The organism is Candidatus Tisiphia endosymbiont of Sialis lutaria, assembly GCF_964026535.1.
GTDB lineage: Bacteria > Pseudomonadota > Alphaproteobacteria > Rickettsiales > Rickettsiaceae > Tisiphia.
In genome coordinates this window covers 18,070-43,857 of sequence record NZ_OZ032153.1, presented here as the reverse complement: position 1 = coordinate 43,857, position 25,788 = coordinate 18,070, and the positions used below count along the sequence as shown (strand labels likewise).

Annotated in this window: 25 protein-coding genes; 11 read left to right on the top strand and 14 right to left on the bottom strand. The window is 33.3% G+C overall.

Translation table 11 applies throughout. The annotated features are described in order from the left end of the window. Positions 1 to 221: 221 nt before the first annotated feature. The 6 genes from AAGD20_RS00230 to AAGD20_RS00205 all read right to left on the bottom strand — a co-directional run bounded on the left by AAGD20_RS00230 (position 222) and on the right by AAGD20_RS00205 (position 6,077). The gene (locus AAGD20_RS00230; RefSeq protein WP_341748972.1) at positions 222 to 1,322 is read right to left on the bottom strand and encodes a tetratricopeptide repeat protein; all 1,101 of its coding nucleotides are present in this window, start codon (positions 1,320 to 1,322) and stop codon (positions 222 to 224) included. A 28-nt stretch (positions 1,323 to 1,350) separates the two neighbouring features. Then, positions 1,351 to 2,346 carry a Holliday junction branch migration DNA helicase RuvB gene (gene ruvB / locus AAGD20_RS00225; RefSeq protein ID WP_341748971.1) on the bottom strand — a complete coding sequence of 332 codons (996 nt, stop codon included), beginning with the start codon at positions 2,344 to 2,346 and terminating at the stop codon, positions 1,351 to 1,353. After that, positions 2,339 to 2,941 carry a Holliday junction branch migration protein RuvA gene (gene ruvA / locus AAGD20_RS00220; protein WP_250311340.1) on the bottom strand — a complete coding sequence of 201 codons (603 nt, stop codon included), beginning with the start codon at positions 2,939 to 2,941 and terminating at the stop codon, positions 2,339 to 2,341. Before ruvA ends, ruvB begins: the two co-directional genes overlap by 8 nt. After that, positions 2,938 to 3,183: a Holliday junction ATP-dependent DNA helicase RuvA gene (locus AAGD20_RS00215; RefSeq protein WP_341748970.1), complete on the bottom strand. Its 246-nt coding sequence runs from the start codon at positions 3,181 to 3,183 to the stop codon at positions 2,938 to 2,940. Before AAGD20_RS00215 ends, ruvA begins: the two co-directional genes overlap by 4 nt. A 306-nt stretch (positions 3,184 to 3,489) precedes the next feature. After that, the gene (locus AAGD20_RS00210) at positions 3,490 to 4,809 is read right to left on the bottom strand and encodes an MFS transporter (RefSeq protein WP_341748969.1); all 1,320 of its coding nucleotides are present in this window, start codon (positions 4,807 to 4,809) and stop codon (positions 3,490 to 3,492) included. Between the two features lie 407 nt (positions 4,810 to 5,216). Then, positions 5,217 to 6,077 (bottom strand): DUF1189 family protein, encoded by an 861-nt coding sequence (locus tag AAGD20_RS00205; RefSeq protein ID WP_094649082.1) that lies wholly within the window; start codon positions 6,075 to 6,077, stop codon positions 5,217 to 5,219. A 193-nt stretch (positions 6,078 to 6,270) separates the two neighbouring features. Here AAGD20_RS00205 and AAGD20_RS00200 point away from each other — a divergent pair, with 193 nt between their 5' ends. Further along, complete coding sequence (locus AAGD20_RS00200; RefSeq protein ID WP_341748968.1) at positions 6,271 to 8,355, top strand: transketolase; 2,085 nt, start codon at positions 6,271 to 6,273, stop codon at positions 8,353 to 8,355. Positions 8,356 to 8,427: 72 nt separating this feature from the next. Then, complete coding sequence (locus AAGD20_RS00195; protein ID WP_341748967.1) at positions 8,428 to 8,622, top strand: palindromic element RPE2 domain-containing protein; 195 nt, start codon at positions 8,428 to 8,430, stop codon at positions 8,620 to 8,622. A 30-nt stretch (positions 8,623 to 8,652) separates the two neighbouring features. Here the strand turns inward: AAGD20_RS00195 and AAGD20_RS00190 are convergent, their stop codons facing one another. From AAGD20_RS00190 to AAGD20_RS00170, 5 genes are all read right to left on the bottom strand, one after another. Beyond that, positions 8,653 to 9,171 carry a hypothetical protein gene (locus AAGD20_RS00190; RefSeq protein WP_341748966.1) on the bottom strand — a complete coding sequence of 173 codons (519 nt, stop codon included), beginning with the start codon at positions 9,169 to 9,171 and terminating at the stop codon, positions 8,653 to 8,655. Then, on the bottom strand, positions 9,171 to 10,454 hold the full coding sequence (glyA, locus tag AAGD20_RS00185; RefSeq protein WP_341748965.1) for a serine hydroxymethyltransferase: 1,284 nt from the start codon (positions 10,452 to 10,454) through the stop codon (positions 9,171 to 9,173). The genes AAGD20_RS00190 and glyA overlap by 1 nt, the downstream gene beginning before the upstream one ends. A 135-nt stretch (positions 10,455 to 10,589) precedes the next feature. Then, entirely contained in the window at positions 10,590 to 11,243 is a 654-nt protein-coding gene (locus tag AAGD20_RS00180) for a dienelactone hydrolase family protein (RefSeq protein ID WP_094649077.1), read from the bottom strand. Positions 11,244 to 11,431: 188 nt separating this feature from the next. Then, entirely contained in the window at positions 11,432 to 12,169 is a 738-nt protein-coding gene (locus AAGD20_RS00175; protein WP_341748964.1) for a sugar phosphate nucleotidyltransferase, read from the bottom strand. Position 12,170: 1 nt separating this feature from the next. After that, a complete protein-coding gene (locus tag AAGD20_RS00170) occupies positions 12,171 to 12,923 on the bottom strand; it encodes a YebC/PmpR family DNA-binding transcriptional regulator (protein WP_341748963.1) in 753 nt (250 codons plus the stop codon). 174 nt (positions 12,924 to 13,097) lie between these two features. On the opposite strand from AAGD20_RS00170, the gene coxB reads away from it, so the two are divergent. The 4 genes from coxB (at position 13,098) to ctaD (ending at position 17,233) form a co-directional block, all read left to right on the top strand. After that, positions 13,098 to 14,045 (top strand): cytochrome c oxidase subunit II, encoded by a 948-nt coding sequence (gene coxB / locus AAGD20_RS00165; protein WP_094649074.1) that lies wholly within the window; start codon positions 13,098 to 13,100, stop codon positions 14,043 to 14,045. Between the two features lie 117 nt (positions 14,046 to 14,162). Continuing rightward, positions 14,163 to 14,780: a CatB-related O-acetyltransferase gene (locus AAGD20_RS00160; protein ID WP_341748962.1), complete on the top strand. Its 618-nt coding sequence runs from the start codon at positions 14,163 to 14,165 to the stop codon at positions 14,778 to 14,780. 53 nt (positions 14,781 to 14,833) lie between these two features. After that, positions 14,834 to 15,601 carry a M23 family metallopeptidase gene (locus AAGD20_RS00155; protein WP_094649073.1) on the top strand — a complete coding sequence of 256 codons (768 nt, stop codon included), beginning with the start codon at positions 14,834 to 14,836 and terminating at the stop codon, positions 15,599 to 15,601. Positions 15,602 to 15,667: 66 nt separating this feature from the next. Next, positions 15,668 to 17,233 carry a cytochrome c oxidase subunit I gene (ctaD, locus tag AAGD20_RS00150; protein ID WP_341748961.1) on the top strand — a complete coding sequence of 522 codons (1,566 nt, stop codon included), beginning with the start codon at positions 15,668 to 15,670 and terminating at the stop codon, positions 17,231 to 17,233. A 166-nt stretch (positions 17,234 to 17,399) separates the two neighbouring features. On the opposite strand, the gene AAGD20_RS00145 is transcribed toward ctaD, so the two are convergent. Together AAGD20_RS00145 and AAGD20_RS00140 are read right to left on the bottom strand one after the other, a co-directional pair. Continuing rightward, positions 17,400 to 17,657 (bottom strand): type II toxin-antitoxin system RelE family toxin, encoded by a 258-nt coding sequence (locus AAGD20_RS00145; RefSeq protein WP_094649631.1) that lies wholly within the window; start codon positions 17,655 to 17,657, stop codon positions 17,400 to 17,402. Further along, a complete protein-coding gene (locus tag AAGD20_RS00140; protein ID WP_133062958.1) occupies positions 17,657 to 17,902 on the bottom strand; it encodes a hypothetical protein in 246 nt (81 codons plus the stop codon). The genes AAGD20_RS00145 and AAGD20_RS00140 overlap by 1 nt, the downstream gene beginning before the upstream one ends. 254 nt (positions 17,903 to 18,156) lie before the next feature. On the opposite strand from AAGD20_RS00140, the gene AAGD20_RS00135 reads away from it, so the two are divergent. From AAGD20_RS00135 to AAGD20_RS00115, 5 genes are all read left to right on the top strand, one after another. Continuing rightward, positions 18,157 to 19,815 (top strand): proton-conducting transporter membrane subunit, encoded by a 1,659-nt coding sequence (locus AAGD20_RS00135; RefSeq protein WP_341748960.1) that lies wholly within the window; start codon positions 18,157 to 18,159, stop codon positions 19,813 to 19,815. A gap of 7 nt (positions 19,816 to 19,822) precedes the next feature. After that, positions 19,823 to 21,877 (top strand): S9 family peptidase, encoded by a 2,055-nt coding sequence (locus tag AAGD20_RS00130; RefSeq protein WP_341748959.1) that lies wholly within the window; start codon positions 19,823 to 19,825, stop codon positions 21,875 to 21,877. A gap of 498 nt (positions 21,878 to 22,375) precedes the next feature. Then, a complete protein-coding gene (locus AAGD20_RS00125) occupies positions 22,376 to 22,741 on the top strand; it encodes a hypothetical protein (protein ID WP_341748958.1) in 366 nt (121 codons plus the stop codon). A 389-nt stretch (positions 22,742 to 23,130) separates the two neighbouring features. Then, positions 23,131 to 23,499 (top strand): hypothetical protein, encoded by a 369-nt coding sequence (locus AAGD20_RS00120; protein WP_341748957.1) that lies wholly within the window; start codon positions 23,131 to 23,133, stop codon positions 23,497 to 23,499. Between the two features lies 1 nt (position 23,500). Then, positions 23,501 to 24,436: an NADPH-dependent 7-cyano-7-deazaguanine reductase gene (locus AAGD20_RS00115; RefSeq protein ID WP_341748956.1), complete on the top strand. Its 936-nt coding sequence runs from the start codon at positions 23,501 to 23,503 to the stop codon at positions 24,434 to 24,436. Positions 24,437 to 24,486: 50 nt separating this feature from the next. Here AAGD20_RS00115 and AAGD20_RS00110 read toward each other — a convergent pair whose 3' ends face one another. Continuing rightward, on the bottom strand, positions 24,487 to 25,539 hold the full coding sequence (locus tag AAGD20_RS00110) for a hypothetical protein (RefSeq protein WP_341748955.1): 1,053 nt from the start codon (positions 25,537 to 25,539) through the stop codon (positions 24,487 to 24,489). Positions 25,540 to 25,788: the final 249 nt, after the last annotated feature.

The window sequence follows — 25,788 nt, the reverse complement described above, 5'->3', positions numbered from 1 at the left end:
AGCCACCGTAGGTGGCGTGGCAATCCATAAAAGAGTGGATTGCTTCATCGGCTTTCGCCTCTTCGCAATGACGATTTTAGCTTCCAACGTCATTGCGAGGAGCTACTTCAGTAGCGACGAAGCAATCAATTTTTGATCATTTTTTGGATTGCCACGACCTACTTGCGTGGTCTCGCAATGACGGAGTAATGTTAGTCGTGCTAGCATATATTCTATAATTTTTAATGTTTTATCCTAAGTTGCTCTGCTTTGCTAAATGCTTCCTTTGCCTGTGAGTGTTTACCTAATTCCTTTAAAGCTATACCTTTGTTATAATAAGCATTAGCAAAATCAGGCTTATGTTTAATTGCTAAATCAAAGGAGTCAATTGCATCCTGCAATTTGCCTAACTTGCCTAAAGCAGTACCTTTATTGTTGTAAGCATCAGCAAGATCAGGCTTATGTTTAATTGCTAAATCATATGCTATAATAGCTTCCTGCAATTTACCTAATTCCTTTAAAGCTATACCTTTGTTATAATAAGCATTAGCAAAATCAGGCTTATGTTTGATTGCCAAATCATAAGCAACAATTTCTTCCTGTAATTTACCTAACTTGCCTAAAACTACACCTTTGTTGTAATAAGCATCAGCAAGATCAGGCTTATGTTTAATTGCTAAATCAAAGGAGTCAATTGCATCCTGCAATTTGCCTAACTTACCTAAAGCAGTACCTTTATTGTTGTAAGCATCAGCAAGATCAGGCTTATGTTTAATTGCTAAATCATATGCTATAATAGCTTCCTGCAATTTACCTAATTCCTTTAAAGCTATACCTTTGTTATAATAAGCATTAGCAAAATCAGGCTTATGTTTGATTGCCAAATCATAAGCAACAATTTCTTCCTGTAATTTACCTAACTTGCCTAAAACTATACCTTTGCTATAATAAGCATTAGCAAAATCAGGCTTATATTTAATTGCTAAATTATAGGAGTCAATTGCCTCTTGCCATTTGCCTAACTCACCCAAAACAACACCTTTATTGTTGTAAGCATTAGCAAAATCAGGCTTATGTTTAATTGCTAAATCAAAGGAGTCAATTGCTTCCTGCCATTTGCCTAACTCATACAAAGCTGTACCTTTGTTATGGTAAGCTTCAGCAAGATCAGGCTTATATTTAATTGCCAAATCATAGGAGTCAATTGCTTCTTGCCATTTGCCCTCCATTGTTAAAGTATTTGCTTTCTCAAAATGTTGTTGACTATTGGCAACCACTTTGCTAAAGGGGAGTAAAATTAAAGTCAGCAGGATCGTTAGTTGTTTTATGTTAATTATTTTCATAAATTACTTCTTTATTAACTATAGATTGTTATATTCCCAGATGGTCAAAAGCATTTTTGGTAATAACTCTGCCTCTTGGGGTACGTTGTAATAACCCTATTTGTATTAGATAGGGTTCGATAGTTTCTTCAACAGCATCGCGTTGTTCTGATAGAGCTGCGGCAATTGTTTCTATACCGACCGGACCCCCATCATAATTATCAGCGATAAACTTTAAATATCTATAATCATTACTGTCTAAACCTATTTTGTCAACTTCTAATCGATTCAGCGAGAGATTGGCAATATTCCTATCAATTTCTAGCTGATCATCGACAGAAGCGAAGTCTCTCACCCGTCTAATTAGCCTAAGGGCAATTCTTGGAGTTCCTCTACTACGCTTTGCTATTTCTTCTAACGCCTCATCGGTTACATTAATTGCCAGCAATTTACTAGCTCTACTCAAAACAAGTTTTAATTCAGCCACATTATAAAAATGTAAACGTAGTGGTATACCAAATCTATCTCTTAAAGGGTTACTCAATAGACCTAGTCTAGTAGTTGCTCCAACTAAAGTAAAATTGGGTAAATTGATTTTTACTGACCTTGCGGCGGGACCTTCTCCAATAACTATGTCCAGAGCAAAATCTTCCATTGCTTGGTACAATACTTCTTCAATATTGGTGCTAAGACGGTGAATTTCATCAATAAATAACACATCATTATCTTGCAAATTGGTAAGTATAGCAGCTAGATCAGCCGCTTTTGATATAGCAGGTCCTGAGGTGGATTTAAAATTTACTCCCATCTCCTTAGAAATAATTTGGGCAAGAGTGGTTTTACCAAGTCCAGGCGGTCCATAAAATAAGGTATGGTCTAAATGTTCTGACCTATTTTTAGCGGCTTGGATGAAAATAGATAAATTCTCTTTGATCTGTTGTTGCCCAACAAATTCTTTTAAATAGCTAGGTCGTAGAGAGAACTCTTGATCGTTTGGCAATATATCAGCTGATAAAACATTTTTAGAAACTGGGTTTTTAGACATTGGAACTACGGGCCTTTAGTGCGAGTTTAATTAGCTCATTAATAGAGAGATCAGGATCCTTTGCAATAATTTCCTGTACCAAATTATGGGCTTCAGTTCTATTAACCCCAAGTGAGGTTAAAACTAATGTAGCATCAGATGATATCTTAGATAAATCACTATCATTCTTATCGATGGGAAGATTGGTAGTAAGGTTAGTTAAAGCTTTATCCTTTAACTCTATGATAATTCGTTCAGCTAATTTTAGTCCAACACCGGAAACGGCTTTAAAAGCTTCTTTATCCCGCCTAGCTATCGCTGATTGGATTTGCTCAGGTGATAAATTTGATAAAATAGCTAAAGCCATCCTTGTCCCAATACCGTTTACTGATTGTAATAAATTAAAAACAAACTTTTCTTCGAGTGATAAAAAGCCATAAAGATTAATATGATCTTCTCTTACATGCGTTTCGATAAATAATTGACAAAACTCATTAACCACTAATTTATTTAGAGTTTTACTACTACAATACACTAAATACCCAACACCATTAACATCAATAATGACATAATCATTAAAACATGCATCTATTGTGCCTTTTAGTTTACCAATCATAATTTTTTAGTATCAGATTTTGTTTTCAGCTTACAATTTTTCGTACATATATACGTTATCACTGGGGCTGTAGTTACTATCAAAGCCAAAATATAATGTAGTAAGGCTGGAGTTTCGGAGCAGTGACATTGCCCATCATCCGGGAATGTTGATATAAGTATAATTTTTGCGATAATCCAAGTGACCACCCCATATATAAGCAAGTATACTATACATTTAACTTTTTTACAGATATCTTTCATTGTGGCGTCCTCTTCTATTTAATATAATAACAATAATAGAATATTTGAATAAATGATAGAGAAAGTAAACTCTAACCCAGCAATTCTAATTATTCAATAATACACTAAATATTGCACACACTAATACCAATAATGATATAATAAGTAAAATATTTCATTTATTTTATCACTTACCTTACGCATAAACCCCATGACAATTTAAAAATTCCAGAAAAGTACAAGACGCTATTAGCGAGATTACTACGTGAGATTGCTTCAATGCTACTAAAGTAGCTTCTCGCAATGACACAGGCGGGTTAGCTATAACTACATATTGCGTAATCTCTCTAATGTTTCAAAATGATACAAGCCAAATCCATATGCCACCATGAATGGCACAAAAAACATTGCTATTCCCCAATTACCAAAATATTTTATTAAATAAACTAATCCAAAAGAAACAACAACATACATTATTGCTTTTACCATAGCGAATGAGATGCTGACACATCTAAAACGTTTAAACACAGGAAACTGCTTATAAAATATTGAAGCGGCTGAAAATGATCCTGTCTGAAATAGCAATATAAAAGACTGTAATAATAACAAATAAGAAGGAGAGGGAATATTAGTTAATATATATGGCAAAAATATAATAATACTAGCAAAGATTCCTAATCTTACTTTTAAAATTTTTAGTGGATATATCTTATAACTCAAATAAGTATATAGAATGCTGATAAGTAGCTCTGTTATTTTAACAAGCAAGTTATGGATAATAATTTGTTCAAAACTATAATTGAAGGTGTTTTTAAGTATGATACCACAATAGATATATATCAAATAAAAGATAATTGGAGAAGGCGATTCAATTGCTAAATAAGCTAATATAGTTTTGATATTAACTTTCTCATTTAACATCTGCCAATTGGCACTACCTTCTTTTCCAATAATATCCTTTTTCTTTAAACCAAAAAGTTTCAGGTTATTTATCAATCTTTTGGTTGCATCAGCAAATTCTGGTGTTTCTCTAAGCTGTGTTCTTGCCATCGTTCCCACCATAGCAATCACTGATCCAAATAAAAAAGCATACCGCCAATTAAAGCCATGTGAAGTAGTCAGTACTGCAACACCTAAAGCAAATACTGCCCCTAGATCAGCAAATATTGAAATAAAACCAACAACAGGATATTGTAAGGGTGGTTTGATCATTTCCGTTAAATATAATTCAGCCCCTATTGCTTCTCCTAAGGATGACATACCTTGCATTATCTGACAAATGCTAATTAATATCGAAGCAGTAATACCAATCTGTGCATAAGTAGGTAAAATAAACATCAGTAAACAAGAAAATGCCATCATAAAAGTTGTAATAACTATCGTAACTTTACGACCTATTTTATCACCTATCCAACCAAATAACACAGCCCCAATTGGTCGAAAAACAAAAGTAGCACAGAAGGTGAGAGTCGATAAAAGATTAGCAGTTTGTGGATCACTTTGTGGAAAAAATAACTCATTCAACAATACTGTCATATGTACATAAAGCATCAAGTCAAAATATTCTAAAAATGTTCCAATTGACAACAAATCAATCGCTTTTTTTTGTTCTATTGTTAGAACTCTATGGTCTTGATATACTATCAATTTTTTTACCGTTACTTTAATATTAATAGATTGACAATTTGCTTAATAATGGCAAAAAAATATGAAAAATTGAAAATAATAAATTTTGGGTTATAACAATATCAGTAATACTCAGAAAAATCTAATATGTTCTAAGTAATAAATTTCCCAACTTTAAGGCATAAATTTAAAGGAAATTACGACAGATAGGATAGAGGAAAGATTATAGTCAATTAATGAGAAATTGGTGACATCGTCGTTCAATGCTCGCCTATTACTTATACTCGATAATCAAGTTTTTTTGCAGATTTTAATAAAATATAGGACAATGCTTGTCATCCCTGCGAAAGCAGGGATATAGATTCCGCACCGAAGCGGGAATGATGAAAAAGTTAGATGTCACCCCTGCGTAAGCAGGGGGTTTATTCCTATTTATTTCGTATTTGCAACATTGCTAAAAGCACTAACAAACTGGTGAACATCTGTATAAAAAATATAATACTACTAAATTCTGGCAAAAATATAACCATCATAGGTTGTAATAAAATTGCTATGCCACTTGAAAATAAGGTTATTCTAATACAGGTTTGCCAAGAGGACTTAGGACCAAAATAGTTAGTTAACAAATATACTAAGATGATAATAAAGCTTTTTTCAAATAAAATTGTTATAAAACGAAAGGCTATTATTATAGGCATTAAAATGTAAATAAATATCTTCGGTGCTTGTGTTAGGATTTTGGCAAAATGCTTTTTAATGACTTCTTCAGTGAGGATTTTTTGATCAGGAGTAAATAATTTAGCATATCCAATATTAAACACACTCTTTTTTTTATCGGTTATTTCTACTGTAGTAAGGGTTATATTGTTACTACTAAATAGGACGGGAACTTTAAGTTTTTCCCCATAAGATAATTGATTTTTTGAGTCTATAGCCGCAAGCTTATTGCCATTCTCATCGAATAAATATATAGGTTCATCCTGATCAACTGAAATTTTACTACCATCATAATAGATTTCCGGTAATTGTTTAAATATATATTCGATAGTTATTGTGCCTTTTGTTAAACGATTCTCAGTAAAGTAATCGGTGAGGACTAACAAGTAATTAAATATAACAATACAATAGATCAATGATGATATAAAAGACACAGCAAATATATACTTAATCCCATATCCTTTATATGATTTATAAACATCTTGGTAGAAATTTACTGAACTAATTGATAACCACAATTGATGCAATAACGTGCTAAACCATGAAAAAAAGGGTAATAGTTTTGTTGTCATAATATCTATTTTGATGTAGATTCATAAAAAATTTTTATAATTAACCCCTAACGTCATTGCGAGACCACATAGTGGTCGCGACAATCCACACTTATTGGATGCTTCGTTGGCTCACGCCTCGTCGCAATGACGCGTAATGTTAATCTGGTTATCTATATCAATATCTTTTAACACAAAATTAATATTTATTATAATGAAGTTTAATAAAATCCCCAAATATTCAGAAAAATATTCTAAATTAAGTAACTGTATTAGAGTTTTAGCAAGTGATAGTATAGAATATGCTCAATCAGGGCATCCAGGTATGGTTCTTGGTATGGCAGATGTCATGACCATACTAGTATTTAATTTTCTAAAATTCAATCCTAATGATCCAACTTGGTTTGACCGTGATCGCCTGGTTCTATCAGCTGGACACGGTTCTATGTTGCTGTATAGTTTTTATTATTTAACAAATTATAAAAATTTTCATCTAGAAGATTTAAAACAATTTCGAAAATTACATTCAAAAACTCCTGGACATCCAGAATATGGAGCATATGAAGCTATTGAAGCTACTACAGGACCTTTAGGGCAGGGGTTTGGTACTTCAGTTGGGATGGCGATTGCCCAAAAAAAATATCAACAAAAATTGGGCAAAGATCTTAGTGCACACAAAATTTATTGTATAATTGGAGATGGATGCCTAATGGAAGGTATAAGCTATGAAGCTGCTTCTTTAGCTGGGCATTTATGCCTAAATAACTTAATAGTTTTATTTGATGATAATAAAATTTCCATCGATGGCTCTACCGACCTTACTGTATCTGAAAACCATCTGCTGAAATTTGCCGCCATGGGCTGGAATACCGAATCTATTGATGGGCATGATTTTGAGCAAATTAATGCCAGCCTAATTAAGGCACAAAATTCTGATAAACCATACTTGATTGCCTGCCGTACTTTAATTGGCAAAGGCTCTATTAACAAGGTGAATTCAAATGCCGCCCATGGCTGCCCGCTTGGTAAAGATGAGGTTAAACTTCTTAAAGAAAATTTAGGTTTTAATGATCAGGCGTTTACTATACCAAAGGAATTACAAGAGATATGGGGTACAGCTTGGTTAAGAAATCAAGCGAGTTATACTAATTGGCAAGAGAAGTTTGCTGATATAACTCCAGAGCAAAAAGCCTATTGCAATAAAGCTGATATAGATTGCTCTTTTCTTGATAATATCCCTATTCCAGAAAAAGCTGAAGCAACCCGTTGTTCATCTGGTAGAGTTATAGAATATCTAACCAAACTATCAGATAAAATTATTTTTGGCTCAGCTGATTTATCATTATCCAACAATATCAAAAATACTGCTAGTAACATAATTAATAAAGATGATTTTACTGGCAATTACATCCATTATGGGGTTCGTGAAAATGTTATGGGGGCTATCATGAACGGACTCGCATTATCAGGCTTCTTACCCGTAGGGGCTACTTTTCTAGTATTTTCTGATTATATGAAACCAACTATGCGGCTTTCTTCTATTATGCAGCAGCAAGTGATCTACATCATGACCCATGATTCAATTGGGGTAGGAGAAGATGGCCCTACTCACCAACCAATAGAGCATTTAGCATCCTTTCGAAGCTTACCAAATATGATGGTATTACGCCCGGCAGACTATCTTGAAACAGTTGAATCTTGGCGAATTGCTTTAGCTAATAAAGATGGCTCTTCTGTTCTTGCTTTAACCAGACAGTCAGTATCTCAAATAGTTATAGTTAATTCAGGAGGATTTGGTGCTAGGAGCGATGGAGCGACGCCTATAAGTAATAGGCGAGCGACGAGTGACGACGTCACCAACTTCCCATCAATTGACTATAGCCGAAATATTTCGCAAAATTTATGTTCTAAAGGTGGGTATATACTGTCAGGGAATAATCAAGAAACAGTAGATGTTGCTATCTTCGCCACCGGCTCTGAATTGTCAATAGCATTAGAGGTAAAAGATATACTAAGCAAAAATGGCTTTAGTACCAATGTGATTTCAATGTTATGTTTTGAGTTATTTTTTAAACAGCAGCCTAGCTATATCCAAAATATCCTATCCAATGCCAAATTAAAAGTTGCTATAGAAGCTGCAAGTAGCTTTGGCTGGCATCGAATCATCGGAGAGAACGGGATGTTCTTCGGAATGGAACAATTTGGACTCTCTGCTCCCTCTAATGATTTATACTCATATTTCGGTCTTACTCCATCAAATATTTCCGAAAAGATTATGGCAAGAATCCAAAAAAATTAGAAATGGATTGCTTCGTCGGCTAACGCCTTCTCGCAATGACGTTATCTGTCATTGCGAGCCACCATAGGTGGCGTGGCAATCTATCTCTATAGTCAATTCAGGGAATTGGGTAGCAGGAACGATGGAGCGACGCCTATAAGTAATAGGCGAGTGACGAGTGACGACGTCACCAACTTCCCATCAATTGACTATAATCACTTCTCTGGATTGCTTCGTCGACTTTACGGTCTCCTCGCAATGACGGTTTCCCAATTATTGTTTTCTTAAACTAACGCTTATGAAATACTAATGGGCTAGCTATATCATAGTACTTTCAGCTCCTGTTAAATTAACAGTGTCGCTGACATCAAGATTAACTGTATTGGGGTAAGAATTAACTTCATCATGGTTAGCAGAATAACCATCATTAACAGAAGAATAATCATCATTATGATTAGTTTGGGTAAGAGTATAGAAGAAGTCATGCACTTTTGTGTACCATTTGATTGGTTTTGCTTGTACTACCAGTACTACTGGTACTGCTACAATTTCTTCATCCGTTTCTTCTTCATATGTTTCTTTTACATAGTTAATTGTAGTTACAAGTGGGTTGAAAGATACTGATTTTTTACTTGTTAGAATGGCTTGCAACTCAATGAGAGTAGCAGAGTTAATTTTACTCTTAAATATATTCCACTTCATAAACTTTACCTCTCTATAAAAATTGTTACTCCCTATAACAAGTTGCCATTCCCGCTTCGGTGCGGAATCTAGATACAGCACCGAAGCAAGTATGACATTTTGGGGTGATACAAAACATAATTGCTTAGTCGGCATTAAAGTAACCCCTCAACATAAACCGGGAAAGCATCTACTAATCTTTTAACTTGTTGGAAAGTTTTTGTCTCACAATCACTATTATCTTGCCCATCATTTTTATCTTTCAACCCATCCAATACATCGCTAATCATATTACCAACTTCTATAAACTCTTGTTCTTTGAATCCTCTAGTGGTGCATGCTGGAGTGCCGAGCCTAATACCAGAAGTAATAAATGGTGAAGTGGCATCAAACGGTATCGCATTTTTATTGCAAGTTATACCGGCTCTTTCAAGCGAATCTGCTGCCACCTTACCAGTTATACCATATTTTCGTAAGTCCACTAATACTATATGATTATCAGTACCATTAGTTAAAATATCATAGCCTCTTGCCATTAAACTATTAGCAAGAGCTTTAGCGTTACTAACAACCTGTTTTATATAAAGATGATATTCTGGTTGTAAATTTTCCAAGAATGCCACTGCCTTTGCTGCAATAATATGCATTAATGGTCCACCTTGCAACCCAGGAAATAAAGCGAGATTTATCTTCTTACCCAATTCCTCATCATTTGACAGAATAAGACCACCTCGCGGACCACGCAGGGTTTTATGAGTAGTGGAAGTCACAATATGAGCATAAGGCAAGGGACTTGGATGTTCACCTACCGCAACCAGTCCAGAAATATGAGCAATATCTGCTAGTAAATACGCTCCTACTCTATCAGCAATTTCCCTAAATTTAGCAAAATCTAATTGACGCGAATAGGCAGAATAACCAGCTATAATCAATTTTGGCTTATGCTGAACTGCCAATTGCTCTATTTGGGCATAATCAATTAGATAACTCTCCTTATTTACAGAATAGAACACCGAGTTAAACCATTTGCCAGACAAATTAGGTGGAGCACCATGTGTCAAATGCCCCCCTGTATCTAGCGACATACCAAGTATGGTGTCATGTGGTTTTAATAGAGTTAAAAATACTGCCTGATTAGCCTGAGATCCGGAATGAGGCTGAACGTTAGCATATTTACAATTAAATAGTGTTTTTACCCGCTCTATAGCCAAAAGCTCAGCCTTATCAACCTCACTACACCCGTTATAATAACGTTTTCCCGGGTATCCTTCAGCATATTTATTGGTCAAAATCGAGCCTTGAGCTTCTAATACTGCCGGGCTTACAAAATTCTCAGAAGCAATCAATTCAATAAAATCATGCTGACGTTTTTTTTCACCATCGATAATTTGATATATTGCATTATCTGTTTCAGATAATTTTTTAGTAAAGATATTCATTAATTTAACCTACTATTTAATGGGCAGTTTAAAAGTCATAAAAAATAACCGTGCATACACAAAAACAACATTTTCCGCTTTATAATTCTTAATCACAAAGTCCAGAACATTTTAGCTTGCATGTTTCAAATGATCTCAGTCTATGTAATAACCTATTTTGATAAACTTAATGGCAAACTGTATCCCCCTATCATCAATAGAATGTGTAAGATTTGGTATTTTGTATTTACTATAAGGAATATCATATTTCTCTAGATATTCTACTGTTTCATCCATACTACTTACATCAACCACATCGTCTAATTCGCCATGTATCACGCAAACTGGTGTAGTTTTATTGATACATTCTTGTGGGGCAATTAATCTGCCAGAAAACCCTACCATAGAATCAAAAGGTTCTTTTTGTATAAAATTCAAATATAACCCCATCATGGTACCTTGCGAAAAGCCAATTAGGATAGTATCTTTATTAGTTAAATTTAATTCTGCTTGTTTCTTTTGGATTATGTCAGTAACTAAGCCAGTATTTTTAGCAACTAATTCCCTAACATAATCAGGGTTACGGTTATTTAAACTAAACCATTGTCGACCATAAGGTGCACTATCAAATTTTTCAACGCCATGTGGGGCAATAAAGTGACAATCGGGGAATTCCCTAGACATCAAGGGAGCCAATCCTATTAAATCATTTCCATCTGAACCAAGCCCATGTAACAATACCACAAGTTTTTTACATTGGCTGTCCAAACTTTTTACTTCCGGATAGGATAATATTTCATTTTTAGTCATTTTTTTAAGCTCTTAATTAAGTTATTAATTTAATACCAATCGTCATTGCGAGGAGGCGTAAGCCTCCGAAGCAATCCATTTTAATCGTTTTTTTGGATTGCTTCGTCGCCCACTAAAGTGGCTCCTCGCAATTACGCTGAAGCTAAATACTAATCGGATTTATAACGTTGCCAATTCAAGTTAATTCACTATATCCCTGCTAACTTAGCAATAGTTCTATTAGCTTCTTCTAGCTCTTGTTTAGTATTTACTCCGACCACTATGTCGTGGTTGGCGGATAGCAAATACGATACTTTTTCGCCATTATCCTTAACGATTTTTACCAGTTCCGTTAAATACAACTCTTTTGATTTATCAGGATTCTTAAAAAAAATAGTAGGTAAATATTTTTTTAACACACCATTGGCAAAAGCCATAATACCAGAATTACAAGTTGTTATAGCTAGTTCTTCACTCGTTGCTTGTTTAAATTCAACAATTTTCAAAAAATTTCCTAGTTTATCAGTAACTATTCGCCCATATTGCCCAGGATTATCTCGCTCAAAGCACAAGGTTGTTATGGCAGAATTTGTCGAAACTAGATGTTTTAGTAAATCATTAATAATCTCTGGCGTAATTAAAGGATTATCTCCATAAAGTACGGCTACAATTTTATTGTCATCAATTAAGTCCAAAGCACTATATACCGCATGAGCAGTACCAAGGGGTTCTGGTTGTAAAACAAATTTACAACTATCTTTATAACAAGCAATATGTTTTTCTAATTGCCAGGAGTGGACTAAAATAACTTCATTGCTAACTTGTTGGGCATTGGTTATTACCCTATCAAGCATCGATTTACCACCAACTTTATGCATTACTTTTGGTAAGGTAGATTCCATTCTTCTACCATTACCTGCAGCTAGAACAATAACTTGGCAATCCATATTAAACGTCCTTCATAGTTTCATAAATTGCATCAGATAATTCATAATTACCAAAAACTTTTTGCACATCATCACTTTCTTCTAAAATATCTACTAATTTTAACAACTTCTCGGCTTTATCATTCTCTTCTATAATTATGGTATTTTTAGGCACCCAACCTATGTAAGATTCTTCAGGATGTCCATATTTACTGGTCAGAAATTCAAGAGCTTGCACAAAGTTCTCAATATCTGTATAGATTAAATATGTATCTTCTTCAGAAATCATATCTTTTGCTCCAGCCTCTAGGCTACTTTCAAACATAGCCTCGGTTGTTGCTAAATTTGCTGGATATTGTATTACTCCGAGATGATCAAACATATAGCTGACACTGCCCGTTTCACCTAAATTGCCACCAAATTTGCTAAAAGCCGCCCTAATTTCTGCAGCCGTACGATTTTTATTATCAGTTAAAGCCTCTATTATTATTGCAATTCCACCGGGAGCAAAGCCCTCATATCTAATTTCGGTATAATTTTCGTTGTTATTCGAATCACTTGCCGCACTTATTGCCTTATCTATTCGATCCTTTGGCAAATTTTGACTCCGAGCGGCAGCTATGCTACTCCGCAACCGTGGATTATTACTTATATCAGCCCCTAATTTAGCAGCAGTAATAATTTCTCTAACTAACTTAGTAAAAATTTTTGCCCTTTTTTTATCTTGTGCACCTTTTCGATGCTGGATATTTTTAAATTTTGAATGACCTGCCATGTTGTAATCTTAAATCATTATTGAGTAAGCCGAATGTATCAGAAGGCAATTTAAAGTCAATAGTAAATTCCTCAAGTTTTTTCACCATACTTTATTTTTTACTTTAATAAAACTGTATATCGTCTTATATTGTCTAACTATAACATATAGAATTGAGTCCACTAAGTACTATTTATGAAAAAATTTATAATAGACTTGCTGCATAAGTCAAAAATAGTTGAAGGGTTTTTAGGAGAAACGAAGCCGAGTACCGCAGTGTACATAAACGTACATGAGGAGCGAAGGCGAGTTTCGACGACAAAATCATCAACTAGATTGACTTATGTAGCAAGTCTAATTTTATATCTCTTATTTGCTCACGATTGCCTAGCATCAGAACCTCAGGCATGGCAAATGCTGTTACAGACTCCAGCCACTCATCTTATGGAAGAGCTTCAGGAGTTTCATAATTTCCTACTGCTCATATCAGGAGGAATAGTTGCTTTTATCATTATTTTATTAATTTATGTTTGCATCAGATTTAATGCCAAAGCCAATCCTATTCCAGCAAAATTTTCTGATAATATATTGGTTGAAATTATTTGGACGATAATTCCTATAGTTATTTTAATTATTATTGCTGTACCATCATTTCGTGTTGCACGTATTGCAGAAGATATTCCTGAAATAGACATGACGGTTAAAGTTGTAGGATATCAGTGGTATTGGCACTATATCTACCCTGATCATAATAATCTTGAATTTGATAGTTGTTTAATTACTGATGAAAATTTAAAACCTGGTCAAAAAAGATTATTAGAAGTTGATAATCGTATTATTATACCAGAAAATACTACCGTAAAATTTTTAATTACTGCAGGGGATGTTATACATAGTTTTGCAGTACCAGCATTAGGTATAAAGCTCGATGCTGTGCCTGGCAGAGTTAACGAAACCTGGACTAAAATTAGTAAAAAAGGTGTGTATTATGGTCAGTGTTCAGAGCTTTGTGGTGTTAATCACGGCTTTATGCCTATTGCCATTGAAGTAGTAAGCAAAGAAGAATTTCAAGATTGGTTGATTGCGGCAAAAACAAAATTTTCTATGAAAGTAAAGACAAACGTTATTGCGATGAAACCATGAGGACAACGAAGCAATAAATTGTCATTTTCGTTTCGGTGCGGAATCTAAGACCCCTGCTTACGCAGGGGTGACACTAAGTCGAGCAAGGATAACATTAACTAAATGAACAAGAGCCATATGGTACACTCCAACAATCACTATCCACATATTTACCCAAAACATGTTAAAGAAATTATATTTTTAAAACATTTTATTCATAATCCTAACATAATGGTAGGTGATTATACTTATTATCATGATCACCGATATCCAGAACATTTTGAATGTAATAACGTTGTAGGATATTATCAGTGTAAATTAATTATTGGTAAGTTTTGTACTATTGCTAGAGGAACTACTTTTATTGCGGATGATGTCAATCACCCAATGGATGGTTTTTCTACTTATCCATTTTTTATTTTCGAAGGTTGGAATAATTATACGCCAACTCTTAATAAAGGAAGGAGTACAATAGTTGGTAATGATGTGTGGTTTGGTACTAATGCAGTCATTATGCCGGGAGTCACAATAGGAGACGGAGCAATTATTGGAGCATATGCAGTGGTTACTAAGGATGTACCACCTTACTCTATCGTTGCAGGTAATCCTAGTAGAATTATTAAAAAAAGATTCTCCGATGATATAATTAATGAGTTAGTACAAATAAAATGGTGGAATTGGGATTATGATAAAGTTACTAGAAATATCAAGCTCATAGTAGGAGCAGATATTGAGCAACTTAAAAGTTGTAAGTAATAACATGTAGTTGTCTACTAGGGATATAACGTAAATAAAACTTAAAAAATACTATGAAAAAACCAGCATATTTAATAGCTTTGCATTTGATGTTTATTACAGTGAGCTTAGTCGCTTCAGCAAATGATGCCATTTACATATCATGTCCACAAGGATATATTCCTAGCATTCCTAGAGATCAAGACTTGAAACAAGGGGCAAGATTTAAGTGCGAGAAAACTCCATTATTGGCAAAAATGAAGTTAGCTTTTCCATTTCAAAAGAATCATAAAATAAAGTGTATACAAGGAAGTTTACAGATGGGTAGAAGCCATTCTCATGATGCAATAAAATTTGCTTTGGATTTTGCAAGTTTGCCAGATTCCTCAGATGGAACAGTGGTTGCCTCAGAAGATGGAATTGCCTATATCTATGATAAATGCAATAATCCTCATTACTCAAATATTACATTAGATGATTGTGGAAGTGGTTATGGCAACCACGTTAGGATAGTACATCAAGGTATTTATATTAGTTTGTATGGACACCTATCTAAAATATTAGTTAAAAATGGTCAAGTAGTAAAAAAATATGAGCCAATAGGTATTGAGGGTATGTCCGGAAATGCTGGTGTAAGACATTTACACTTTAGTGTGCATAAGCCATATGAAGATATAAATCAAATAATTGCTAATCCAGGATGGACTGGCAAATCTATTCCTTTTGTTTTTGAAGAGATTAAATATCTAAAGACACCAAAAACATTAAATGTATCATCTACAGATGTAATTTGCGATAATAATGATATTAATTGGAATGATAATATTATTATGAACGAATAATTCATAAAGTTTATAATGATAAAGATAAGCTACAAGCTGCTGAAGTTAGATAGAAAAGGATAATTTATGAATCAAACAACAGATCATCACCAAACCCCTAAAGGTATAAAAAGATGGATTTTCTCTACCAATCACAAAGATATTGGCATAATGTATATTATATTTGCCATATTTGCTGGGATTGTTGGAGGGTTATTTTCTGTTATTTTTAGACTAGAATTAGCAATGCCTGGTGGGCATATATTAGGGGCAAATTACCAACTATATAATGTATTAATTACTGCTCATGCGATAATTATGGTATTTTTCATGATTATGCCAGCTTTATTTGGTGGGTTTGGTAATTATTTTGTACCAATTTTAATAGGTGCACCGGATATGGCTTTTCCAAGGCTAAATAATATAAGTTTTTGGCTGCTTGTTCCTGCTTTTATGTTATTAATGCTTTCGGCTTTTGTTGATGGTGGTGCAGGTACTGGCTGGACGCTTTACCCCCCTCTAAGTACTCTAGTGGGACATCCTGGGGCAGCAGTCGATATGGCTATTTTAAGTTTACATATTACAGGGCTTTCTTCTATTCTTGGTTCAATCAATATGATTGTTACTATCTTTAATATGAGAACCGATGGTATGGGGTTATTTGAAATGCCTCTATTTATTTGGTCAATTCTGGTTACTGCCTTCTTGCTGATACTAGCAATTCCAGTATTAGGTGGTGCAATAACCATGTTATTGACTGATCGAAACTTTGGTACTACTTTCTTTAAACCTGAAGGGGGCGGAGATCCAGTATTATTTCAGCATTTATTTTGGTTTTTTGGTCATCCAGAAGTATATATCGTAATATTGCCAGGGTTTGGGATAGTTAGTCAGGTTCTTTCTACTTTCTCTCGTAAGCCGATATTTGGTTATTTAGGTATGGTGATAGCTATGGTAATTATAGGGTTTGTCGGTTTTATAGTTTGGGCTCATCATATGTTTACTGTTGGTCTTTCATACAATACATTAATCTATTTTACCGCTGGTACAATGATTATCGCGGTGCCTACTGGTATTAAAATATTTAGCTGGATTGCCACAATGTGGGGAGGATCAATTACTTTTGAAACCCCTATGTTGTTTTCCATAGGGTTTATCTTGTTATTTACTATTGGTGGAGTTACCGGCATAATATTATCAAATTCGGCAATCGATAGAATTTTACATGATACATACTATGTGGTAGCACATTTTCACTACACTATGTCGCTTGGGGCTTTATTTACTGCATTTGCTGGATTCTATTATTGGTTTGGTAAAATGTCAGGAAGACAATATCCTGAAATGATGGGCAAAATTCATTTTTGGATTACGTTTATCGGCGTTAATTTGACATTTTTCCCTCAGCATTTTCTGGGATTAGCTGGGATGCCAAGAAGAATACCGGACTATCCGGATGCTTTTGCCGGCTGGAATATGGTATCATCTATCGGAGCAGTTATTTCCTTTATTGCGGCTCTTTACTTTGTATTCATTGTTATTTACACTCTGAAATATGGCAAAAAATGCCCAAATAATCCTTGGGGCGATGGGGCTAATACTCTCGAATGGACAGTATCTTCTCCTCCACCATTCCACACTTTTGACGTATAGTCAATTCAATTCAGGAGAATTTGGGAGCTAGGAACGATGGAGCGACGCCTATAAGTAATAGGCAAGCATTGAGCGACGACGTCATCAACTTCTCATCAATTGACTATAAAGGGAAAGGCTGAAATTAAAGGTGATATACTTAACCCAATTGATGAAAGGTGGGAGGCTAATGATTATAGCAATCTTTGCGGTGTTGAATTATTAATATCTTAATTGTCGTATCTATTATTTGATAAATCACTCTATAATCACCAATCCTGAGGGAGCGACAACCTTTGAGGCTATGTTTTAAAGGTTTGCCAAATTTTATTGGATCAGATAATAGCTTTTTTTCAATGGTTATTTTTATTAAAGATTTTACTAGTGTAGGAAGCTTAGAGATATCTTTGTGTATAACTTGATCTGAATAAAGAAGATTATACATTATTTCCAACTGTCCATATGACTAATCCATTCCTTAGTATTATCTATTCGTTCATCTGCTAATTTAGCTAATATTTTGTCCTCTTGAAGTTCTAAACTAGTTATAATAAGATCCTTTGCTATTTTAGATAGGGATTCATTGTTGATTTTAGCAATATCAACAATTTCATTAAATATTTTCTCGTCTAAAGACACTAATAATCGTTTAGCTGCCATAAGATCGCTCCAATTGTATTTATTATTCAATAGTATCACATCTGATACAGAATGTCAATAAGGGGAGTTGACATAGCAATTATACGTTAATATGAATTTACTATATTATACGATCAATATACTATATGATTATTAGTATCTGATTAGCTAACCAGAATAAGTTTTTGATACTACTCTAAGCCCCCCTAAACGTCATTGCGAGAAGCAGCTTTGATTCGTTGCTACTAGGAGGAATTATCAAAACCTTAACTGATCAGCTATATAAAACCATAATCTAGTTAATGATGATTTACCCTACCTTACTTATTCTTTTGTTTATCCTGTTTCTCTATTTTAAATTTAGAAAGACATTTTATATTACCTCAATAATCTATCCAATAGTTGCTGGTATATTATTAATTAACAGCCAAAATGAGGCGGTAATTAATCTATATAATAATAGTTTTATTATTAATTTTAGTAATGAAAATAAATTAATAGCACTTGCTTTTATGGTGATAACGTTGGGGACTAACCTATATGCCATTAGCCAAAACAGAAAATTTGAGGTATTGATAGGTAGTTTATACTCAGCCTCTTCCTTGATCTGTTTATTTGCTGGGGATTTTATCTCGATGTTTGTTGCTCTAGAAATGATGATGATATGTGCCACTTTGTTAATTTTTTACGGTAATTGTAAAAATAGTATTAGGGCGGCAAGACAGTATTTCCTTACGCATCTTATAAGTGGTAGTCTTATCTTAATAGGGATTAGTTATATAATCACCAATAGTTCTAACATACAAATTATTTCTCTTAGCCAATTGATAGAGAACAGAGATGCTTCTTTTATCTTTTATGTTCTAATACTTAGTGGTTGCTTAATTAATGTAGCGAGCATACCTTTTTCCGGATGGATTGTTAATTGTTATCCATTTGCCTCAACTTCAGGGATGATATATTTAACCAGCTTTACTAGTAAAATATCGATCATTATACTTCTTAAATTATTTAGTGGTTTAGAAATACTTAAATTCTTTGGATTATTAATGATTATATATGGTGGGGTTTATGCTTGTATAGAAGATAACATCAAAAGATTAGTCTGTTATCTTACTGTTTCTCAGCTTGGATTTATGGTGATTGCCATTGGCACAAAATCTCAACAAGCAAATTTAGGAATCATAGTTTTTCTTTTTGTCCATATATTGTATAAAGCTTTATTTGGTCTATATGTTGCTATATTAATAGATAAAGGTAATGTAGAAAATTGCTCTGAGATAAAAGGGCTTTACTCATGGAGAAACCCTTTATTGCTTGGTAGTTTAATAGTTAGTGTATTATTCATTATAGCCTTACCTCCTCTTGCTAGTTTTGTTAGCAAAATTATTGTGACCAATGTTTTGAATCAGGATATTAATTATTATGCTATTTTCCTGTTAAAAATTATAACATGTGCGGCTTTATTTTCTACGGTTAAATACAAATATCTAATTAATGATTTTTATCCTATAGTGAATATTTTGAGCAAAGTCAGCTTATTGGTCATGCTATCATTTGTATTGGCAACTAATTTCTTTTTAGAGCAAGGCTTAAAATTAGTATGGTCATCTTATCCTGTTGAAACACTTGATATAAATTGGTTGGATATAGTAAAGCAAATAGTAATAATAATAATAGGTATATTGCTTAGTGTGGTTTTTAGTAAAAAGATTTCTAGACGTTCAACTGCTAACATAAATTTAGATTTATTTCAGTTTGTTGAAAATAATTTTCGTCGTATTTATTACAAATATCACTTAGTGGGACACGATTTTAATGATAGACTAGGGGCGGAATACCCTGTTTTGAAAAGAGTAGAAAAAAATGCTTTACGTAAGATAAAATCTTTGCATAATCAATCAACAAGTCTATTAGTCGTAATTATATCGTTAATTACTTTTATAATAATAAGCACTAAATGAGGGCAAAATGCAGCCACCTATAGCCGATAAGATCGATTACAGTTTTACATTGCACGGTAAAAAATTTACAGATCAATATAACTGGCTTAGAGATATCGAATGGCCTAATGTTAGCGATAAAAAAATCATAGAATATTTACAGGCAGAAAATAAATATTCCGAGCAATTTTTTGAGCCATTACAAAAAGAAAAAGATAAAATATTTGAGGAGTTAAAGGGCAGAATTAAACTTGCTGATCAGTCAACTTACGTAAAAAAAGATAATTACTATTATTATACCAGAACTGAAGAAAATGCTGAATATCCTATATATTGCCGAAAAATTGGGTCAATAGATGCTCCGGAAGAAATTATATTAGATATCAATGTTATTGCTAAAGATAATAAATTTACTGATCTAGGTCTAGTATCAATCTCTCCCGATCATATGCTACTAGCTTATAGTGTTGATTTTACCGGGGATGAAAAATATACAATTAAAGTCTATAATTTAAAGACCAAAGAATATTTACCAGATGAAATACATAATGTGAGTCGCACTATAATTTGGCATGAATATCTGAAAGGGTTCTTTTATATGCCGATTAATGAGAATTTTCGTCATGATAAATTAATGATTCACTTCATAGATCATGCAATTTCCGATGATAAGTTAGTACATCATATAACAGATCCATTATATCAGTTGAACGTTAGTAAGTCATCCAGTCGACAATATATTTTCGTTGATGTATCTGGTCATGATGCAAATGAAACATATGTTCTAGCAATGTGGGATCATAGCTTTGAGCCTAAGCTTCTTAGACCTCTAAAGGGAGGAGTTTTTTATGATGTTGAGCATAATGGTGATAATTTTTATATTAATACCAATGAAGGGGCAAAAAACTTTCGCATAGTGTTAGTAAATGTGCGTAATTTTCAAAATGATTTATGGGAAAATAATTATATACCAGAAGACCCAACTAAATATTTAGCTAGTTTTAATATTACTAACAATTATTTAATAGTTAATTATCGTGATCAAGGATTACCAGTTATTAAAATAAAGCATCTTAAAGAGCAGAATGAAAAAATTATTCATTTCCCGGATGCTGCTTTTACTGCTTCAGCCTTCTCTACTAATTTTGATGAAGATGATATTCGAGTAAATTATTCTTCGCTTGCTAGACCGAACACCACTTATAGTTATGATTTTAACAGTGAGCAACTATCAATATTGAAAGTACAGGAAATACCAAGTGGCTTTAATCCTGAAGAATATATGGTGGAAAGAATATTTGCTGATAATGATGGGGTTAAAGTACCAATTACCTTATTATATAAAAAATCATTATTTAACAAGGATGGGAAGAATCCTTTATATTTATATGGTTATGGTTCATATGGTATCAGCATACCAGTATCCTTTAGGAATACCGCTATTTCTCTTGTAGATCGTGGGTTTGTTTATGCTCTTGCTCATATTAGAGGTGGAGACGATCTTGGGCATGATTGGTATCAAGCTGCTAAATTCCTCAATAAAAAAAGAACTTTTGATGACTTTATTGTTTCTGCTAAACAGTTAATTAAAGAAAAATATACTAGCCAGGGTAATATAGTAATTTGTGGGGGAAGTGCAGGGGGGATGTTAATTGGAGCGGTCATTAATGAACAACCAGAATTATTTAAAGCAGCCCTTGCCCATGTACCTTTTGTTGATGTATTAAATACTATGCTCGATGAAGAACTGCCATTAACCCCTAGTGAATTTAAGGAGTGGGGCAATCCTAAAGAGCTAGATTATTTTAACTATATTAAGTCTTATTCTCCGTATGATAATATAAAAGCTCAAAACTACCCGAGTCTATTTATCACGGCTGGAATTTCTGACCCTAGAGTTGGGTATTGGGAAGCAGCTAAATGGGCAGCAAAGATTCGAGCAACAAAAACAGATAATAACATATTATTGCTAAAAACTAATATGGATTCAGGGCATAAAGGTTCTTCTGGTCGTTTCGATTATCTAAAAGAAGCAACCGATGAGATAATATTTATATTTAGGGCTTTTGGTATAGTCAATTGATGATAAGTTGACTATATTTAAACTTGTCATTCCCGCTTCTTCCCATTGTCATTCCTGCGTAGGCACATAGGCGTCAGCTTAAGAAAATAAGTCGTCATTGCGAGCCACCGTAGGTGGCGTGGCAATCTATTTCTAATCACTTTTCTGGATTGCTTCGTTGACCTTACGGTCTCCTCGCAATGACGGTTTTTCAATTCTTGTTTTCTTAAATTGACGCTTATGTGAGTATGTGGCAATCTAAGATCCCTGCTTACGCAGGGGTGACGGTATAGTAGAGCAGGGGTGATAACCATTATCCTATATTTTATTCAAATCTGCAAAAAAACTTGATTATCGAGTATAAGGTGAGTTATACCACATAATATCTATAAATATTAAGATAATTTAAAATATTTACAAATTTTTATCTCGAAACTATTAGTACAACCATAAAAATCATTATACTTCTTAGGTTCTGCATGCAGAACCTAATTGAAATCAATATATGGTAATAAATTTATGGTAAACAAAATAAATATATCTAATGTTATTAAATTCCCTTCCCCATTTGAACGCCTTAAATCATACACTAGTTCACCTGATGTCATCTTACGTAAAGCTATTATTACCCAAGCAATTATTGATGCAACCAATATATCAGAATTACGTGTTGCAAAAAAGCTTGAACTAGAAGCAAAATCATGGATTTTTGGTGGTAGCGAATCTTTTAAGACAACTTGTATGGAAGGTGAGATTGAACCAGCTTTTGTAGTAAAGGTAACCAAGGAAATTATAGAGCTACATAAGAGCAAATCTAACTTTAGAAAGCAATCGCAACAAAAATCAGTAAATAGTAAAAAATCATTATTTAAAACAAAATTATAGGTAGATTTATTATCTATCAAATATTATAATAAATATGTTATAATTCAGGTATAATTACGACTAGAGCCTCGTCTTTTAGTTAATTATCAGTTGGTATAAGCATCTCAGGGTAATGAAGCTGCTTATATTTTAGTTAGAACAATCATCAAGCCATTATAAAAATTTAAAATAATGGCTTGAAATTCATATGATTATATACTAGTTGTATAGTTATAGGCAACCCTATTAGCATTACTCTGCTATTAGCGAGGGGGTGATGAAACAATGTTGTTTTGTCTCATACCTGCAGGGATTCCTGCCATTGTTAAGAATGACAACTTACAATTGCTTTGTCAACCTACGCTCTTCCTTGCAATAACGGTAGATATACTAATTTTAAAGAGATGAAAATGGATAAGGAAGTTAGAAAATATATAGCAGCCGGAAGAACTAATCTAGTGGTAATTTATATATTATTTTTGTGTGGAATAGTTGCTCCGTTATTACCTATTATTGGTGCAGTTTTTTCCTATATTAATAAGGATGTTAAAAATAAATATTTATCTAGCCATTATATTTTTATATGGCGGACTTTTTGGATAGGATTCGTTGGTATGATGATATCTATAATAACCACTATAATAACCACTATAATACTAATTGGACCTGTATTGTATATATGTTTGTTGGTGTGGTTTATATTAAGGATTGCTATGGGTTTCAAATATTTATTAAATGGTGTAGAACATCCGAACTACATGACTTACTGGATAAAATAAAATGGATTTTGAAACTATACTCGGCAAGCAAACTGCGTATATAGATGTGTACGATAATAGTTTATTACAGCCAATTAGTCGTAAATTTGCTAGAGAGCAATTACAGATAATAGGTGATTTACCTTTTTATGGCTTTGATATTTGGAATTGTTATGAGGTCTCTTGGCTAAACCAAACTGGTAAACCTGAGATACGGATATTGGAATTTATGGTGAGTAGCGATTCACCTAATATTATAGAATCAAAGTCACTAAAACTTTACTTAAATTCTTTTAGTAATACTAAGCTTAACAGTTCAGAGCAAGTAATAGAGTTAATTACCAGGGATTTAGGTCTAATATTTGGGTCAGATGTAATAGTGTTTTTAAAAGATTTAGAGTCATATGATGGCACTAGGCTGCAGTCTTTTTCAGGTATAAATCTCGATAAATTAGATGTGACAATTACTAGTTTTGAAATTAGCCAAAATTTACCAAATTTATTGGAAGATATAGTTAATTCAGGAGAAGTTGATGCTAGGAGCGATGGAGCGACGCCTATAAGTAATAGGCGAGCGACGAGTGACGACGTTACCAACTTCCCATCAATTGACTATAATACGAAGATCGTCGATGAGGTACTATATTCTAATTTGCTCAAATCAAATTGTTTAGTGACTAATCAACCAGATTGGGCATCAGTACAAATTAGCTATCGAGGCAAAAAAATTGACCATAGTTCTTTATTAAAATATTTGGTGTCATTTCGTAATCATAATGAGTTTCATGAACAATGTGTTGAGCGTATTTTTTGTGATATTAGTAAGTTTTGTACACCCGATGAATTAACTGTTTATGCCAGATATACAAGACGTGGAGGCATAGATATTAACCCTATAAGGTCTAGTAGCAATCTAGATGTTACAAAAATTAGCAATTTAAGACATATTCGTCAATAATTACTGAGTAGCTAATGATTTAAATGCACACGATTAAAAAAATATTAGTACTAAACATTTGTTACCCCGTCATCACCAACTAAATCAACAGTAGAATCATTATAATTATCACCATTGCCTGATTTGAAATGTTTATAGCAGCAAGCAGCAATACTACCCAGCAATCCCACTCCCAGAAATGTTAATGTAAGGGGAAGTGAAAATGAATTTGTAGTATTTTGCTTGGATGGGGTTGCTGTAAAATCAAGAAATTCCTCAAGTTCTTTATTAGGCTCTGTAGTATCTGCAGCAGATTCTTGCTGAGTGGTAGAACTTTCTAAAGAATTTGTTTGTTGATGCGATTGTAGTATTTGTTGAATCGCTTTGTATATAGGCAAATTTTTATCAGTTATACCTTTGATATTAAGAGAGATAATATCAGTCTTTTCAACGGCTGATAGAAATTCTCCTGAATTTTCTAGATCGAGTGGATTTATATTGTTTTTTGATACCTTCAATTCCTTAATTTTACTGCCTTTAAGCCCTAATATAAGATTTGTTAGTTCTTGAGCTCTTACATGGGAGTCTGATATCTCTAATGTAGCAATGTTGGTTTTTGCTATTTCTTCAGCAATTTTATACAAATCATGAGTATTTAGACTATTTGGTTTAAAAACCAAGTTAGTAATATTAGTCTTTTGCAATTCTTGTAGAAATTGTACTACTAATTCTGTGTCTATGTTGGGAATAGACACAGTTAGCTCACTAATTGTAGTATTTTCACACGCTTGTATAATCTGTTTTATTTCTTGGTATCCTAGATTCTCCAATAAAACCAACTTATTAAAAGTATTATTTTTTACTTCCTTTGTAAAAATCTCTATATTAAATCCATTCTCTCTAATAATTATAGCATGATCTCCGGATTGATGAAATAGCCAATCATTATCTAATGTTTCATGCGTAATTAGCAAGTGAGGGTTATTTTTGGCTATAGCATTAAGGCTATAATTGTCTAGGGTTGTATTATTGGTGAAATTGCTAGAGTTGTTAAAAAACCTTCCGGCAGCAGCATTTGCAACAGCACAGAAAGTGATAAGATAACTAAGGGAAAAATATTTCATAAAAATCGCGTCCTATTTGTAAATATTAATTAATGTTTAATTTAACAAAAAAGTTAACATAAACTATTAAAATTGATAAAATAGCTTTTTTATATAGAAGTCAAGATTTAATTTCAAATATATTATGATCCATTCTTTACTTTTGAATTTATAATTGCTGTTTTTTTTGGTAACGAACTTGACGCAGTTAGAGATACAAGATATAATTAATTAGTTATCGCAGACCGCCTCCTAATTTATTTTATAAGG